Here is a 16,326-nt window from a genome sequence, read left to right as displayed (position 1 = left end):
ATGACCGAAAACCACGACGACACCGCCGGCATGACCGAGGCCGAGCTCGCCCGCCACTCTGAAAAGATGGCGAAGAAGAAACAGGCGCGCGAGAAGATCATGGCGACGAAGACCGATGAAAAGGGTCTCGTCATCGTCCATACCGGCAAGGGCAAGGGCAAGTCGACCGCCGGCTTCGGCATGATCTTCCGCCATATCGCGCACAAGAAGCCCTGCGCCGTCGTGCAGTTCATCAAGGGCGCCTGGCAGACCGGAGAGCGCGACCTGATCGAGGCGCATTTCTCCGATCTCTGCCAGTTCTACACGCTCGGCGAGGGCTTTACGTGGGAAACGCAGGACCGTGCGCGCGATGTCGCCATGGCGCAGACGGCCTGGGAGAAGGCCAAGGAGCTGATCCGCGACGAGCGCAACTCCATGGTGCTGCTCGATGAGATCAACATCGCGCTGCGCTACGACTATATCGACGTCAACGAGGTCATCGACTTCCTCAGGACGGAAAAGCCCTACATGACCCATGTCGTGCTGACGGGCCGCAACGCCAAGGAAGAGCTGATCGAGATCGCCGATCTCGCGACCGAGATGGAACTGCTCAAACACCCGTTCCGCTCTGGCATCAAGGCGCAGCAGGGCGTGGAATACTGAGGGCCGATCAACGCTTAATTCGCCTGCCTGCCGGTCTTGTGCGCGCAGGCGACGGCGAGGCTACCACCCCAGCCACACCCGGATCGGATGGGCCGGGTCGGCCATCAGGCGGATGGCGAGCGCGATCGAGGTGACGACGAGGAGCGGCTTGATGATCCGGGCGCCGTTTCTCATCGCCACGCGTGAACCCACCTGTGCGCCGAGGAACTGGCCGACACCCATGGTCAGCCCCACCTTCCACAGCACGACGCCGTAGAGAATGAAGACGACGAAGCCGCCCAGATTGGAGCCGAAGTTCAGAAGCTTTGTGTGCGCCGTCGCCTTCAGCACGCCGAAGCCGGCCAGCGTCACGAAAGCCAGCATGAAGAACGAACCGGTGCCCGGGCCGAACACGCCGTCATAGAAGCCGACCAGCGGCACGATGGTGACGGTGAACAGGAAGACGCTCATGCGGCGGTGCTTGTCGAGATCGCCGATATTCGGCTTGAGGCCGAAGTAGATCGCGATCGCCACCAGCAGGAACGGCATGAAGATTTTCAGGACATCGCCGGGCACGACCGTGGCCAGCAGCGCACCGAATACCGAACCGATGGTCGCCGCCGCCGCCATGGGCAATTGCTCGCTGAGCCGCACATGGCCGGCGCGCGCATAGGCTATCGTGGCTGATCCCGAGCCGAACAGCGATTGCAGCTTGTTCGTCCCCAGCGTCTCCAGCGGCGGAATGCCGGCCAGCAGCATTGCCGGAATGGTGATCATGCCCCCGCCGCCGGCGATGGAATCGATGAAGCCGGCGAAGAAAGCGGCAAGGAACAGCAACAAGAGAAGGTGGAGGGCGATATCGGCCACGGCGGGACTCGGGAGCAAAAGGGGGCGTCGCGTGACCTTGTGTCAGACTGGGGGCCGAAAAGCAAAGCATGCCGACGCCTATGCCGCCGCGCTTTGCCGCAACCCGCGCCTTGCATGCCGCAATCCGGTTTGACCGGCCTTGCCCCCTCCGGTACTAAGGAGGCAGCGACGGTGCCCGCCAGGCGGGCCGAGCGGTGTCCGGTGCGGCCGACCCAGGCGGGGCCATAGCCGGAACTGTCGGAAGACGGCGAAGCCGGGCCCTTTCGCGTGGAATTTTGCGAGAGACTGCCATGCGCGCTGCGGCCCCATCCCCAGACACCGGACGACCAAGGCTTGTCCTCGGCCTCGGCTGCGAACGCGGCACGGCGCCGGAAGAACTGGTCGCGCTTGCCCTGTCCGTCGTCGATCGCCCGGACGATATCGCTTTCGTCGCCACGCTGGATGTGCGGGCCGGGGAACCGGCCATGCAGGCCGTTGCCCGCCATTACGGCGTCCCGCTCGTGACGTTCACCGCCGCGCGCCTCGAAGCCGAGACGCCGCGCCTCGCCAATCCGTCCGATATCGTCTTTGCCCATACCGGCTGCCACGGCGTGGCGGAGGCCGCCGCCCTGGCGCAGGCGGGTGAGAAGGCGCGGCTTGTGCGCGGCAAGACGAAATCCGCCCGTGCGACCGTCGCCATCGCCGAATCATCTCAATCGTTTGCGGCGCTTTCCTCGCAAACCGATTCGGCTTCTTCGCATATCGATTCAAGGGAGCGCGTGTGATGAACGCCCTGTTCTCCGCTCTTCCGGTCATCGAGAAAGGCAGCGTCTGGCTGGTCGGTGCGGGGCCGGGTGATCCCGGACTTCTCACGCTGCATGCCGCCAACGCGCTGCAGCAGGCCGATGTCATCGTGCATGACGCGCTCGTCAATGCCGAATGCCTGTCGCTTGCGCGGCCGGGCGCAACGCTGGAATTTGCCGGCAAGCGTGGCGGCAAACCCTCGCACAAGCAGCGCGACATCTCGCTCAGGCTGGTCGAACTGGCGCGGGCGGGCAACCGCGTGCTGCGGCTGAAGGGGGGCGATCCCTTCGTCTTCGGCCGCGGCGGGGAGGAAGCGCTTACGCTCATCGAGCACGGCATCCCGTTCCGCATCGTGCCGGGCATCACCGCCGGTATCGGCGGGCTTGCCTATGCCGGCATCCCGGTCACGCACCGCGAGGTCAACCACGCCGTCACCTTCCTGACGGGCCATGATTCCTCCGGCGTCGTTCCCGATCGCATCAACTGGGAGGGCATCGCCAAGGGCTCGCCCGTCATCGTCATGTATATGGCGATGAAGCATATCGGCCAGATCACCGCCAATCTCATGGCGGCCGGCCGCGCGCCGGAGGAACCGGTCGCCTTCGTCTGCAATGCCGCGACCGCCGAACAGATGGTGCTGGAGACGTCGCTTGCCCGCGCCGAGGCGGATATGGCGGCGGCCGGCATCGAGCCGCCCGCCATCGTCGTGGTCGGCGAAGTCGTTCGCCTGCGTGCCTCGCTCGACTGGCTCGGCGCCTTGACGACCGGCCGCAGGCTCGCGCCGGACCCGTTCGGGGCGAGCGCGCTCAAGGACCCGGCATGAGCGGATTGCTCATCGCGGCACCTGCCTCCGGCTCCGGCAAGACGACGGTGACGCTGGGCCTGGCGCGCGCCTTCGCCGATGCCGGGCTCGACCTCGTCTCCGGCAAGGCGGGGCCGGATTATATCGATCCGGCGTTTCACGCTGCCGCCAGCGGAAGGCCCTGCTTCAACTATGATCCCTGGGCGATGCGGCCGGACCTCATCCGCGCCAATGCCGCGCTCCAGGCGGGCGAGGGCAGCTTCCTGCTCGTCGAGGCGATGATGGGCCTGTTCGACGGCGCCATGGACGGCACCGGCACGCCTGCCGACCTTGCCGCCATGCTCGATCTGCCGGTGGTGCTTGTCGTGGATTGCAGCCGCATGTCGCAATCCGTGGCCGCACTGGTGCACGGCTATCGCGGGTATCGCCGTGATATCCATGTCGTCGGCGTTATCCTCAACAAGGTCGGCAGCGACAGGCACGAGGCGATGCTGCGCGACGCGCTGGAGGCGGGCGGGGTCGAGATCTTCGGCGGGCTCGGGCGCGATGCCGCACTCGCCTTGCCGGAACGCCATCTCGGCCTCGTCCAGGCCGGCGAGCACGCGGCGCTGGAGGGCTTCATCGCCCATGCGGCCGCGGTCGTTCGCCGCAGCTGCGATCTCCAGCGCCTCACCGCCGTGGCGGAGACACGACGCGCGCCGCCCGCCGCGCCCGCCGTCTCGCGCCTGCCGCCGCTTGGCGCGCATATCGCCGTGGCCCGCGACCGCGCTTTCGCCTTCTCCTACGAGCATCTGCTGGCGGGATGGCGCGCGGCGGGCGCAGCCCTGTCCTTCTTTTCTCCGCTGGCCGATGAGGCGCCCGACGCAGGCGCCGATGCCGTCTATCTTCCCGGCGGCTATCCAGAACTCCACGCCGGTGCCCTTGCCAATGCCGCCCAATTCCGCCTAGGCATGCAGGCGGCAGCGCGCCGGGGAGCGCGTGTCTATGGCGAATGCGGAGGCTATATGGTTCTGGGAGAGGGGATCGTCGCTGCGGATGGCACCAGGCACGCCATGCTCGGGCTGCTGCCGCTCGTCACCAGCTTTGCCGAACGTCGCCGCCATCTCGGCTATCGCCGTGTCACGTCGCTGGCAGGTTCCGGTTTTGCCGGCCCGATGACGGCGCATGAGTTCCACTATTCGACCGTGCTGCACGAGGGCGATGCGGATCGGCTCTTTGCCGTCACCGATGCCGTCGGCGAGGATCTTGGCCAGGCCGGCCTTCGTCGCGACACGATCAGCGGCTCCTACATGCATCTCATCGACCTCGCCCCGGTGGCGCCATGACCGCGCCGCCCATTGTCCACGGTGGCGGCATTGCCGCGGCGGCCGCGCGCTTCGGCGGCAAGCCGGAGGACTGGCTCGATCTTTCCACCGGCATCAACCCCAATCCCGTCGCCGTTCCCGAGATCGACGCCGCCGCCTGGCATCGCCTGCCGGATCGGCATCGGCAGGACGCCGCCCGCGCCGCCGCCGCCCGCTATTATCGCACGCCGCACGTCCTGCCGCTGCCCGTGCCCGGCACGCAATCCGTCATCCAGCTTCTGCCGCGTCTCGTGCCGGCGGGCCGGCGCGCCGCCGTCCTGTCGCCGACCTATGGCGAATATGCCCGCGTGCTGGGCAATGCCGGCATCGCCGTCGACCGGGTGGACGGCCTCGATGCGGTGAGGGAAGCACACGGCCTCGTGGTCGTCGTCAACCCGAACAACCCGGATGGCCGCTTCTTCCCGCGCGAAACCCTTCTGGACCTCCATCGCCGGGTCGAGGCATCTGGCGGCATTCTTCTGGTCGACGAGGCTTTCGGCGATATGCGCCCGGACGACTGCATCACGCCGCTTGCCGGCGATGACAGACCCGGCCTTGTCGTCTTCCGCTCCTTCGGAAAATTCTTCGGGCTTGCCGGCCTTCGGCTGGGCTTCGTCGCCGGCCCGTCCGCCGTTCTGGAAACGTTGGCCGATGGCCTCGGACCCTGGGCCGTGTCAGGCCCGGCGCTGACCATTGCGGCAACGCTGATGGCGTCCGATACGACGCCCATCCGGCATGCCATCCAGCAGCGCAAGGCGGCGCTCGATCGTGTCCTTGCCGGGGCCGGGTTGGTGTCGGCCGGCGGCACCGGCCTGTTTTCGCTGGTCGAACACGCCTCGGCCGTGGACCTGCACCTGCATCTCTGCCGCCACCATATCCTCGTGCGTCCCTTCGACTATCATCCGCGCTGGCTGCGCTTCGGTCTCACGCCGGATGGGACGTCCGACACCCGGCTGGCGGCGGCGCTTCGTGATTTTGCGGGCTGACCGATGACGCAGACGCTCTTCATCCTCTTTTTCGCGCTCGTGCTGGATCGGCTGATCGGCGATCCCGATGCGATCTGGCGGCGCGTGCCGCATCCGGTCGTGCTGTTCGGCCAGGTCATCGGCCTGATGGACCGGCTGTTCAACGGCAAGCGCCTGTCCGCCGAAACGCGGCGCTTCAACGGTGCGGCCTGCATCGCCGTCCTGCTGGCCGCGAGCGTGCTGCTCGGCTTCGTGATGCACCGTCTTCTTGCCGCAATCGGGCCGCTCGGTGTGCTCGCGGAGGTCGTCGTGGTCGCGGTCTTCCTCGCCCAGAAAAGCCTGCTGGATCACGTCCGCGCCGTGTCGGAGGGCTTGAAACAGGGCGGACTTGAAGGCGGGCGGCGCGCGGTGTCGATGATCGTCGGTCGCGATCCGGCAACGCTCGATGAGCCCGCCGTCTGCCGCGCCGGCATCGAAAGCCTTGCGGAGAATTTCTCCGACGGCGTCGTCGCACCGGCCTTCTGGTATGTGCTGTTCGGCCTGCCGGGCCTGTTCGCCTACAAGATGCTGAACACCGCCGATTCGATGATCGGCCACAGGAACGCGAAATATCTGGACTTCGGCTGGGCCTCCGCCCGGCTGGACGATCTCGCCAACTGGCCGGCGGCGCGGCTGTCGGTCCTCTTCATCGCCGCCGGCGCCTGGCTCGCAAAGGGCACGGCCTCTGCGCGGCTCGCCGTCGGCACCGCGCTGCGGGACGCCGGCCTGCACCGTTCGCCCAATTCCGGCTGGCCGGAAGCGGCCATGGCCGGCGCGCTCGGCATTGGTCTCGCCGGCCCCCGCATCTATGGCGGCCAGCGCGTCGACGAACCCATGATGAACGCCAGCGGCCGCACCACGGCCACCCCCGCCGATATGGATCTCGCGCTGCGCATCTTCTCGGCAGCCTGCGCTGCACTGTCCTTCACGATACTTGTTCTGGCACTCTGCGCCGTCGTTTTGTGAACGCGTGATAGTAAATCTCCTGCGCCCGCATCTGGTATTCGCTAAATTTTTATACCTTAACTTCGTTTTGTTTTCGCCATCCCCGTCAATATTGCGGAAGGATGAAACGGCTATATTCTGTGCCATCGGGAGACATGGCGTTCAGCATTTCAGAAATCGATAGAGAGGGAAATCATGCGTAGTTTTCTTGCGACTGCCGTCGTATTTCTTCTTGTGCTGTTCCAGGCGGAGACGGTGCTTGCCGCCAATCTGGTAGCGCAGGTCAATCTTTCTTCGCAGACCATGACCGTTACTCAGAACGGCGTCGTGAAGCATCGCTGGCGTGTTTCCACGGGGCGCAAGGGCTTCAACACGCCGACGGGCAGCTGGTCGGCCAAGTGGGCGTCGCGCAACCACCGTTCGCGCAAGTACAACAACGCGCCGATGCCCTATGCGATCTTCTTCAAGGGCGGTTATGCCGTGCATGCGACCTATGAGACGCGGCGGCTCGGTCGCCCGGCGTCGCATGGCTGCGTGCGGCTTTCGCCGAGCGATGCGGCGACGTTCTACCAACTGGCCAACCGCCACGGCCTGCCGAACACCCGCATCGTCATCACGCGCTAGAGCATTTCCAGCCGAAGCGAAGTCGCTTCGGCGTCGGATAATGCGCTAGTATCCTCAGTCATTGCCGGCATAGCGCATGAGGCGGTCCATGTCGGGCACGCTGACATGGCGGTTGTTTTCGATGCGGATGACGTTTTCCTTGCGCAGCTTGGTAAACTGGCGGCTGACCGTCTCGATGGTCAGGCCGAGGAAATCGGCGATGTCGGCGCGCGAGAGCGGCAGGTCGAAGACGGTGGTCTCGATGTTTTCCGGGTCGACATGGGTGGCGATCAGGTGGAGGAAGCTTGCGACCTTCTCCTGCGCCGTCTTGCGGCCGAGCGTCAGCATCCAGTCGCGGGCCTCGTCCAGCTCCTTGAGCGCCTGGCGGTGCAGCTTGTGCTCCAGCTCCGGTGTCCGCCTGACGAGGCGGTCGAGCACCTGGCGCGGGAAGTTGCAGACCTCGCTTTCGGTCGCGGCCTCCGCGGTGATGGCGCTTTCTTCCAGGAAGGGACGGCCGAGGAAATCGGGTGCGAATTGCAGGCCGACGATCTGCTGGCGGCCATCGGCCATGACCTTGGTCAGCTTCACCACGCCGCGGATGATGTTGGAATAGTTCACCACCGTCTCGCCCTGGCCGATCACTTCGGCGCCCGTGTCCAGGCGATGGCGGGAGGAGTGCTTGTTGAGTTCGCCGAGCTGCTCGGGCGTCAGCACGCCGCAGACGCCGCCGTGGCGTGCCTCGCAGGCGCGGCAGACCACCGGGATATCGGAATTGTGGATATCTTGGCGACGAACTTCCATGTCGGTTTCCTTTGGCCCGATGGCACAACGCTGCCGTGCTATCGCAAGGTGCCGCCAACATAAAGAGTGTCGCGCAGCGGCAAAATAGCGCTTTCTGACTATTGTCAAATCCTAGCCCATCCAATCGGCTTTTCACTTGATCAAAATCAAATGGCGCGCGGCGTTTCGGGTTTATTTGGCTGATCAGCAAGGAGATGATCATGCAGGACGCACTCGTAGAACGCCTTTCCGCGCCGGTTCCCCGCTACACGAGTTATCCGACCGCGCCGCATTTCGACGAGAGCGTGGGGCCGGATGCCTATGCCGGGTGGCTCGCGGCGCTGGGTTCTGCCAATTGGCTGTCGCTCTACGCCCACATTCCCTATTGCGACCGGCTCTGCTGGTTCTGTGCCTGCCACACCAAGCACACGCTGCGCTACGAGCCGGTGGAGGCCTATCTGAAGGGGTTGCATGCGGAGATCGCGTCCGTCGGCGCGCGGGTCTCGCGCGCGGCGTCGGTGACGGCGCTGCATTTCGGCGGCGGCTCACCCACCATGCTGCGGCCCGATGACCTCGTGGCGCTGAAGGACTGTCTTGCGCATCATTTCGCTTTTTCCCCGGAGTCCGAGATCTCGGTGGAGATGGACCCCAACGATCTCGACGATGCCAGGCACGATGCGCTCGCGGCCATCGGCATGACGCGCGCCAGCCTTGGCATCCAGGATTTCGACCCCAAGGTCCAGAAGGCGATCAACCGCATCCAGACCTTCGAGCAGACGCGGGGCGTTGTGGAGGCCGCACGGGCGCGGGGCGTGCGCTCCGTCAACTGCGACGTCCTGTACGGGCTGCCTTACCAGACGCTGGAGACGATGGCCGAGACCGTGCGCGCCGTCATCTCGCTTGCGCCTGATCGCATCGCGCTGTTCGGCTATGCGCATGTGCCTTGGATGAAGAAGCACCAGTCGATGATCGCCGAGGCTGCGCTGCCCGGCATCGTGGCGCGCTTCGAGCAGATGTCGATGGCGGCGGAGATGCTGGTTTCGGCCGGTTACGAGGCGATCGGTATCGACCATTTCGCGCTGCCGGCCGACCGGCTCGCCGTGTCCGCGCGGGAGGGCACGTTGCGCCGCAATTTCCAGGGTTATACGGACGACCGGGCGGATGCCCTGATCGGGCTCGGCGCATCGTCCATTGGGCAATTGCCGCAGGGCTATATCCAGAACATGCCGGCGACGGGCGAATATCTGCGTCGCGTTGAGGAGGGCGGCCTTGCGGTGGTGCGCGGCTACGCTCTGACCGAGGAGGATCGCGCCCGCGCCTGGGTCATCGAACGCGTCATGTGCGATTTCGGCTTTTCGCTGGCCGATCTCGCGAAGCGGCATCCGGCATTTTCCGCCGTCATTCGCGGGGAGGCGGGGCGGTTCGTCGCGACGGATCGGGACGGGCTGGCGACGCTTGAGAGCGAGCGCTTCGTGCTGACGCCGGCCGGCCGGCCTTTTGCCCGCACGGTGGCCGCCACCTTCGATGCGCATCTTGCCAGCGGCCGGGGCCGGCACTCCATTGCCGTGTGAGGGCTGTTGCCGCGGCAACACAGCCTTGCGGGGAATGCAGGTCCCTCATCAACCCCATTGGCAATCGCGTCGGTTTTCCATATAGGATCGCGCGACTATAGATTCATGAGGTATGGGCGTGACTGCTACATTCGACAAGGTTGCCGACATCATTGCTGAAACCAGCGAGATCGATCGCGAGACGATCACGCCGGAAAGCCACACGATCGACGATCTCGGCATCGACAGCCTCGATTTCCTCGACATCGTCTTTGCGATCGACAAGGAATTCGGCATCAAGATCCCGCTGGAACAGTGGACGCAGGAAGTCAATGAAGGCAAGGTTGCGACGGAAGAATACTTCGTCCTGAAGAACCTCTGCGCGAAGATCGACGAACTGCGGGCCGCCAAGGCCTGATACGCGGCGCCCGGCCGCCTTTCGGGCGGCGATGTTCCGGACGAACCCGGCGCAGAGGGCTATCGGCCTGCCGTCTTCGGCAGGCCTTTCGATTTTCGGCAAAGGCTAATCCGATGCTGCTAGAATATTTCCAGATGATCGACCGGGTGGAAGCCGTCGATGCCGCGCGCCGCACCCTGAAGGCCCGCTCCGTCGTTCCGTCCAAGAGCCCGGTCTTTGAAGGTCATTTCCCCGGCATGCCGCTCGTTCCGGGCGTGCTCCTCATCGAGACCATGGCGCAGGCATCCGGCTTTCTCGTGCTGGGCGCATCGGATTTCGCCGCCATGCCCTTTCTGATGAGCGTGGACGGCGCGAAGATGCGCACCTTCGTCGAGCCCGATGCGGTGCTCGACATCGAGGTCGTGCTGGAGCATGAGGGATCCGGCTACGCCGTGACGAAGGCGAAGATTTCGTCGGCCGGCAAGAAGGTATGCGACACGCAGCTGAAGCTGCGCACCATGCCGTTTGCCGAGGTGCCGCTTGCCGATATCGTGCGCAAGCGCGCCGAAGAGGTGGGTTTGTTGGAGGCGCTAGCCGCGTCTGCTGAAGGGAAGTGAGTATGGCCAAGGCGAACAACGATGTTGTCATCACCGGCGTGGGTATCGTCACCTGTCACGGTGTCGGCGCCGAGGCGCATGTGCAGATCCTCGGCGCGGCCGCAGCGCCCGGGCTGAAGATCGAGACGGAGCGTTTTTCGCCCTATCCCGTGCATCCCATGCCGGAAATCGACTGGAACCAGCAGATTCCCAAGCGTGGCGACCAGCGCCAGATGGAAAACTGGCAGCGCCTCGGCGTCTTCGCCGCCGGCCTCGCGCTTGACGATGCCGGTTTCAAGGACGATGCGGACGCCTGCGGCACCATGGACATGATCGTGGCGGCCGGCGGCGGGGAGCGCGACATCACGGTCGATTCGCTCATCGTCGACGAGGGCCTGAAGCGCAACGACCGCGAACACCTGCTCAACGAGAAGCTGACGACCGAGCTGCGGCCGACGCTTTTCCTGGCGCAGCTTTCCAACCTGCTCGCCGGCAACATTTCCATCGTGCACAAGGTTACGGGCTCCTCGCGCACCTTCATGGGCGAGGAAGCGGCCGGCATCAGCGCCGTCGAGACGGCCTTCCACCGCATCCGGTCCGGCCAGTCGACGCACACGCTGGTCGGCAGTGCGCTGGTGGCCGAGCGGCAGGACGTCATCCTGCTTTACGAGGCGCTCGGCGCGCATGCCACGGGCGGCTGGACGCCCCTGTGGTCGCGTGACGAGACGGCCGGCGGCGGCATCATCACCGGCTCGGCCGCAGCCTTCCTCATTCTGGAATCGCGCGCGCATGCCCAGGCGCGCGGGGCGCGCATCTATGCGACCATCGACGCCATCGGCGGCGACCGCGGCTCGCGCGACGCGGGCCGCCTGGAAGCGCGCCTTGAGCAACTGGCCGACGGGGCAAAGGCCGGTGCGGAGACTATCGTCTTCTCCGGCGCCTCCGGTGCGCATGACGTTACGGCCCGTGAGAAGGCCTGGCTCGGCACCCGTTTCGAAGGCAGCGCCGTGCGCGGCTATAGCGGCGTCATCGGGCAGTCGCTCGAGGCGCAGTTCCCGCTGGGCTTGGCGCTCGCCGCGCTGACGCTCGGTGCGGGCATCACGGTCGCGCCCTTCGACACGGCCGCCGAGACCGCCATGAGCGCACCCGCCGCAACCGCCGTCGTCACCACGGTCGGTCATTCGCGCGGCGAGGGCGTCGCAATCCTTTCCGCAGAGAAGTGAGGGTAGGGCCATGACCAAAGCCGCTTACAGGGATCATCTCGGTCGCCCCATCGTCGCCGTGACCGGCATGGGTGTCGTCACCTCGCTCGGGCAGGGCCTCAAGGACAACTGGGCCGCGCTGACCGGCGGCGTCTCCGGTATCCACGCCATCACGCGTTTCCCGGTGGACGGGCTCAACACCCGCATTTCCGGCACGGTCGATTTCATCGAAGTGCCGGTCGAAAACCCGGTCGAGCGCTCCTATGCCTATGCCCGGGAGACGACCGACGAGGCGCTGGCGCAGGCCGGCATTTCCGGCGATTTCGGTGGTCCGCTCTTTCTGGCAGCACCGCCCATCGAGCCCGACTGGCGCGACCGCTTCGCGCTCGCCGACCGGGCGCCGGCCTCGCAGCGCCCGGGCGACGCCTATGACCGCTTCCTGTCCGTGCTGCGCGAACAGCCGAGCCCGGCGCTGCACGAGGCATGGTCCTTCGGTTCGATCTCCGAACGCCTGTCCGACCGCTACGGCACGCGCGGCCTGCCGGTGACGCTCTCGACCGCCTGCGCGTCGGGTGCGACCGCGATCCAGCTCGGCGTCGAGGCGATCCGCCAGGGCCGCACGGAGCGCGCGCTGACCGTCGGCACCGATGGCTCGGTGACCGCCGAGGCGCTCATCCGCTTTGCGCTTCTGTCCGCGCTGTCGACGCAGAACGACCCGCCGACCAAGGCTTCCAAGCCGTTCAGCAAGGACCGCGACGGTTTCGTCATCGCAGAAGGCGCGGCGACGCTCGTGCTGGAATCGCTGGAATCGGCCATTGCCCGCGGCGCCAAGGTGCTCGGCATCCTCAAGGGTTGCGGCGAGAAGGCCGATCATTTCCACCGCACGCGCTCGTCGCCCGACGGCGGCCCCGCCATCGCGACCATCCGCGCGGCGCTGGAAGATGCCGGCATCGATGAAAGCGGCATCGGCTATATCAACGCCCATGGCACGTCGACGCCCGAAAACGACAAGATGGAGTATCTTTCCATGTCGACCGTCTTCGGCGACCGGCTGGCGGGCATTGCGGTTTCGTCCAACAAGTCGATGATCGGCCACACGCTGACGGCGGCCGGTGCGGTCGAGGCCGTCTTCTCGATCCAGACCATGCTGACCGGGACGCTTCCGCCCACCATCAACTACACGAATCCCGACCCGACCATCCAGCTGGACGTCGTGCCGAACGTGAAGCGCGATGCGCAGGTCACGGCGGTTCTCTCCAACTCCTTCGGCTTCGGCGGCCAGAACGCCAGCCTCGTGATGACGGCCGAGCCGGCCTGATAGGAAATTGACTATGCGTGCCCTGCAGCTTCTCGACGACCGCAAGCTCGAAATCACCGACATCCCGGAACCGGAAGCGCCCGGCCCGGGCGAGGTGACCTTGCGCGTCAAGGCCGTCGCCCTCAACCATATCGATGTCTGGGGCTGGCGCGGCATGGCCTTCGCCAAGCGCAAGATGCCGCTTGTCATCGGCGCGGAAGCCGCCGGCGTCGTCGAAACGCTCGGTCCGGGCGTCTCCAACGTGCTGCCCGGCCAGCTCGTCTCCATCTACGGCGCGCGCACCTGCGGCCTCTGCAAGCCCTGCCGCGAGAAGCGCGACAATCTCTGCGAACATGTCGGCGGCGTGCATGGCTTCCATCTCGACGGCTTCGCGCAGGAAAAGGTCAACCTTCCCGCCCGCCTGCTCGTGCCGGCACCGCCCGGCATCGATGCGGTTGCGGCAGCGCTTGCGCCCGTCACCTTCGGCACGGTCGAGCACATGCTGTTCGACAATGCCAAGCTTCAGCCCGGCGAGACGATCCTCGTTCACGCCGGCGGCTCGGGCATCGGCACGGCCGCGATCCAGCTCGCCAAGAAGACCGGTTGCACCGTCATCACCACCGTCGGCTCGAACGACAAGATCGAGAAGGCCAAGGCGCTTGGCGCCGATCACGTGATCAATTACCGCGAGGATCGCTTCGAGGGCGTGGTGCGCAAGCTGACGAAGAAAAAGGGCGTCGACGTCGTCTTCGAACATGTCGGCAAGGATACCTGGGCCGGCTCGATGCTCTCCATGAAGCGCGGCGGCCGCCTCGTCACCTGCGGCTCCACGTCGGGTGTTTCGACCGACATGAACCTGATGATGCTCTTCCAGCAGCAATTGAAGCTGCTCGGCTCCTTCGGCTGCCGCATGGAAAACATGGCGGACGCCATGCAGAAGATGGCCCGCGGCATCGTGCATCCGGTCATCGACACGGAAGTCACCTTCGACGGCATCGCGACGGCGCTGGAGCGCATGGAATCGCGCCAGATCTTCGGCAAGATCGTCCTCAAGCTGGACTGATTGCCGTGAAGATGATCATCACCCGCCTTGTTCTGGCGCTCAGGAACACGAAGCAATGGCTGGAGGCGCAATTCGCCTTCGGCCTGCTCAACCTCCTGAAGCTGCTGCCGGCGGATGGTGCGATCAACTTCGCCGACCGGGTCGCGCGCTGGATCGGTCCCAGGACGAAGCGCCACAGGCTGACCCTGACCAATCTGCGCAATGCCTTTCCGGAAAAAACGGATGAGGATATCCAGGCGATCGCGCTCGACGCCTGGGGCAATATGGGGCGCCTCGCCGCCGAATATGTCTTCCTCGACAAGCTGTTCGATTTCGATCCGGCGCGCTCGACGCCCGGCCGTGTCGAAGTGTCCGGCATTCCGATCTTCGTCGACCTTCGGGACAATCCGCGCCCGTTCATCGTCTTCACCGCCCATACCGGCAATTTCGAGCTGCTGCCGGTCGCGGGCGCGGCCTTCGGGCTTGACGTGACGGTGCTGTTCAGGCCGCCGAACAACCCCTACGTCGCCGACAAGGTGTTTGAATTCCGCCGCGCGCGCATGGGCGGTCTGGTGCCGTCCCACGCCGGTTCGTCCTTCACGCTGGCGCGCAAGCTGGAAGCCGGCCAGCCGGTGGGCGTGCTCGTGGACCAGAAGTTCACCCGGGGCCTGCCGACGCGGTTCTTCGGTCGCCCGGTGCAGACCAACCCTTTGCTCGCCAAGCTGGTCCGCCAGTTCGACTGCGAGGTCTATCCGGCCCGCTCCATCCGGCTTCCCGGTAATCGTTACCGCCTGGAGATCGAGCCGGCGATGAGCATTCCGCGCAAGCCGAACGGCGCCGTCGACGTCGATGCCACGGCGCAGATGCTGAACGACAAGGTGGAGCAGTGGGTGCGCGAATATCCGGGCCAATGGCTCTGGTATCATGATCGCTGGAATATCAAGCACAGCCTTATTACTTGAAGGCTTATCATTTTTTATTGGAACTTTGCTTTTACGTACGTACTTCAGCCTTTTTCTTTCAATTTGTCGTTTGACATCTTTTCCGACGCTGTTACCATTTTGCTAATGTAAGCGCTTTGGACGGCGGTTTCAGGGAGGTGTCAGGGGGGAGAGGAATCCTGTTCTCAATAATATGAATAATATGGATGGCTGATTGCTGTAGTTGTCAGCAATTTTGGGGAGCATGCATTGAAAGCTCTTATAGAGTTATTCTGGTTTAAGTATTCGCAACTACAGTATGCTGTAAGAACGGGGGATGAGAAGCTCATCTCCATGCTGGACAGGGAAATAGAGCCGGCGCTCGCCGCCGTGCTCCAGCAGGAGGCGCAGAATGTCGGCGACCTTCGCTGCCAGTTCCAGTTCGCGCTGGATCTTCTGCGGGAGGATGCCGACGACAGGGCCTGCGTGCTTCGGCAGGCGCAAAGCCTCAAGATTTTGCTCGACAGGTATTTTGGCACGCAGGAGGCGGCAGGTCCCTTCTCCGTTCCGGCGATCGATGCCATACGCCCGAGCGGCGTGTCGCGTGTCACGGAGGACGGCCTTCTGAACGAAGCGATCCTCGACAGCCTGCCCGATCGCGTTGCTGTCGTTACTACGGATTACCGCTACATCTATTCGAACGCGCTCAATGCCAGCCGCTTCAGCCAGAAGCCCATCGATCTCGTCGGTCGGCATATCGTGGAATTCATCGGCCTTCAGCGCTTCGAGGCACGCGTGAAGCGGCATCTCGACCGATGTTTTGCCGGCGAGCTGGTGGAATACGATTACATATCCAGCGGGCGCGGCAGCGCCGTCACCCGTTGCCGCATGACGCCCTGCCTGTCGGCGGCCGGCGACGTGATCGGCGCCATCCTCGTTCTCCAGGATTGCCAGGAGTTGTCGCGCGACCCGATGGCGGCGTGAGCCCCCTCATGAAACGAGCGGCCCGCGCAGCATGAACTGCTGCTCGAAGGCGATATGGCGCCGGATCGATTCGAAGAAGCCGCGGAGCATGTAGCCCGCCGCTTCCGCGTTGACCCCGGCGTCACCGCTGCCGAGCCGCGTCAGCGTGTCGGTCAGCTCCTCGGCGAAACACTCGTCTTCGACATGCTCGAACTTCAGTCGCGCGATGGCTTCCGTCAGTTCGCCGTCATGTGCGCGCTGTTTCTCCAGCAGGGGAAACAGCGTTTCCTCCTCGTAACGATGCACGCCGTTGACCAGCGGAATCAATAATTTGGCGGCGTACATGCATTTTTGCCGGTTGATGTTGGCCGGCAGGCTGTCGGCGATGTCTTCCAGCGCTTCGCACAGCGCGAGCTGCGCATCATGGGCCTTCTTCAACCAGTCGAGCGAAACGGCATCCATCGGGCGGTCCGAAAGCAGCCGGGCAATACCAGTGTGGTCCGTCATCTCATATGTCCTCGTTTTCTGGATGCTGCGCGTCGCATGGCGGGCTGCGTCAACCTGTCCCCTTGATGACCCCGGCTTCCGATCTGCGCCTTGATCCATGTCAA

The 16,326-nt window shown here is 65.0% G+C and carries 18 protein-coding genes; 15 read left to right on the top strand and 3 right to left on the bottom strand.

The genetic code is table 11. The annotated features are described in order from the left end of the window. Nucleotides 1-642 (top strand): cob(I)yrinic acid a,c-diamide adenosyltransferase, encoded by a 642-nt coding sequence (cobO, locus tag B5M41_RS07830; protein ID WP_134649440.1) that lies wholly within the window; start codon nt 1-3, stop codon nt 640-642. 60 nt (nt 643-702) lie between these two features. Here the strand turns inward: cobO and B5M41_RS07825 are convergent, their stop codons facing one another. Then, complete coding sequence (locus tag B5M41_RS07825) at nt 703-1,488, bottom strand: TSUP family transporter (protein WP_134649439.1); 786 nt, start codon at nt 1,486-1,488, stop codon at nt 703-705. 290 nt (nt 1,489-1,778) lie between these two features. Here B5M41_RS07825 and B5M41_RS07820 point away from each other — a divergent pair, with 290 nt between their 5' ends. The 6 genes from B5M41_RS07820 to B5M41_RS07795 all read left to right on the top strand — a co-directional run bounded on the left by B5M41_RS07820 (nt 1,779) and on the right by B5M41_RS07795 (nt 6,989). Next, on the top strand, nt 1,779-2,252 hold the full coding sequence (locus tag B5M41_RS07820; RefSeq protein WP_134649438.1) for a cobalamin biosynthesis protein: 474 nt from the start codon (nt 1,779-1,781) through the stop codon (nt 2,250-2,252). Beyond that, a complete protein-coding gene (cobA, locus tag B5M41_RS07815; protein WP_230640019.1) occupies nt 2,252-3,094 on the top strand; it encodes a uroporphyrinogen-III C-methyltransferase in 843 nt (280 codons plus the stop codon). The genes B5M41_RS07820 and cobA overlap by 1 nt, the downstream gene beginning before the upstream one ends. After that, nucleotides 3,091-4,398, top strand: coding sequence for a cobyrinate a,c-diamide synthase (locus B5M41_RS07810; protein ID WP_134650070.1), 1,308 nt, complete (start codon nt 3,091-3,093; stop codon nt 4,396-4,398). The genes cobA and B5M41_RS07810 overlap by 4 nt, the downstream gene beginning before the upstream one ends. Next, nucleotides 4,395-5,402: a threonine-phosphate decarboxylase CobD gene (gene cobD / locus B5M41_RS07805; RefSeq protein ID WP_134650069.1), complete on the top strand. Its 1,008-nt coding sequence runs from the start codon at nt 4,395-4,397 to the stop codon at nt 5,400-5,402. The genes B5M41_RS07810 and cobD overlap by 4 nt, the downstream gene beginning before the upstream one ends. A gap of 3 nt (nt 5,403-5,405) precedes the next feature. Then, nucleotides 5,406-6,386, top strand: coding sequence for an adenosylcobinamide-phosphate synthase CbiB (gene cbiB, locus B5M41_RS07800; RefSeq protein WP_134650068.1), 981 nt, complete (start codon nt 5,406-5,408; stop codon nt 6,384-6,386). A gap of 174 nt (nt 6,387-6,560) precedes the next feature. Continuing rightward, nucleotides 6,561-6,989 carry a L,D-transpeptidase gene (locus B5M41_RS07795; RefSeq protein WP_134650067.1) on the top strand — a complete coding sequence of 143 codons (429 nt, stop codon included), beginning with the start codon at nt 6,561-6,563 and terminating at the stop codon, nt 6,987-6,989. 54 nt (nt 6,990-7,043) lie between these two features. Here the strand turns inward: B5M41_RS07795 and B5M41_RS07790 are convergent, their stop codons facing one another. Next, entirely contained in the window at nt 7,044-7,769 is a 726-nt protein-coding gene (locus B5M41_RS07790) for a Crp/Fnr family transcriptional regulator (RefSeq protein ID WP_134650066.1), read from the bottom strand. Nucleotides 7,770-7,969: 200 nt separating this feature from the next. Between B5M41_RS07790 and hemN the strand changes: the two genes are divergently transcribed. From hemN to B5M41_RS07750, 8 genes are all read left to right on the top strand, one after another. Then, on the top strand, nt 7,970-9,319 hold the full coding sequence (gene hemN, locus B5M41_RS07785) for an oxygen-independent coproporphyrinogen III oxidase (protein WP_134650065.1): 1,350 nt from the start codon (nt 7,970-7,972) through the stop codon (nt 9,317-9,319). Between the two features lie 112 nt (nt 9,320-9,431). Further along, entirely contained in the window at nt 9,432-9,716 is a 285-nt protein-coding gene (locus B5M41_RS07780) for an acyl carrier protein (protein ID WP_134650064.1), read from the top strand. A gap of 113 nt (nt 9,717-9,829) precedes the next feature. Further along, the gene (locus B5M41_RS07775; RefSeq protein WP_134650063.1) at nt 9,830-10,312 is read left to right on the top strand and encodes a 3-hydroxyacyl-ACP dehydratase FabZ family protein; all 483 of its coding nucleotides are present in this window, start codon (nt 9,830-9,832) and stop codon (nt 10,310-10,312) included. 2 nt (nt 10,313-10,314) lie between these two features. Beyond that, nucleotides 10,315-11,514 carry a beta-ketoacyl-ACP synthase gene (locus B5M41_RS07770; RefSeq protein ID WP_134650062.1) on the top strand — a complete coding sequence of 400 codons (1,200 nt, stop codon included), beginning with the start codon at nt 10,315-10,317 and terminating at the stop codon, nt 11,512-11,514. Between the two features lie 10 nt (nt 11,515-11,524). Next, a complete protein-coding gene (locus tag B5M41_RS07765) occupies nt 11,525-12,811 on the top strand; it encodes a beta-ketoacyl-ACP synthase (RefSeq protein WP_134650061.1) in 1,287 nt (428 codons plus the stop codon). Between the two features lie 13 nt (nt 12,812-12,824). Then, a complete protein-coding gene (locus B5M41_RS07760) occupies nt 12,825-13,853 on the top strand; it encodes a zinc-binding dehydrogenase (RefSeq protein WP_134650060.1) in 1,029 nt (342 codons plus the stop codon). 11 nt (nt 13,854-13,864) lie between these two features. Continuing rightward, a complete protein-coding gene (locus tag B5M41_RS07755; protein ID WP_134650075.1) occupies nt 13,865-14,794 on the top strand; it encodes a lipid A biosynthesis lauroyl acyltransferase in 930 nt (309 codons plus the stop codon). 312 nt (nt 14,795-15,106) lie between these two features. Next, a complete protein-coding gene (locus tag B5M41_RS07750; RefSeq protein WP_230640018.1) occupies nt 15,107-15,736 on the top strand; it encodes a PAS domain-containing protein in 630 nt (209 codons plus the stop codon). Nucleotides 15,737-15,742: 6 nt separating this feature from the next. Here B5M41_RS07750 and B5M41_RS07745 read toward each other — a convergent pair whose 3' ends face one another. Beyond that, a complete protein-coding gene (locus B5M41_RS07745) occupies nt 15,743-16,222 on the bottom strand; it encodes a hemerythrin domain-containing protein (protein WP_134650058.1) in 480 nt (159 codons plus the stop codon). Between the last annotated feature and the right edge of the window lie 104 nt (nt 16,223-16,326).

Origin of the sequence: Shinella sumterensis, assembly GCF_004514425.2 — a bacterium.
In the GTDB taxonomy this organism is placed as follows: Bacteria; Pseudomonadota; Alphaproteobacteria; order Rhizobiales; family Rhizobiaceae; genus Shinella; species Shinella sumterensis.
This window is presented reverse-complemented; position numbering and strand designations above follow the sequence as displayed.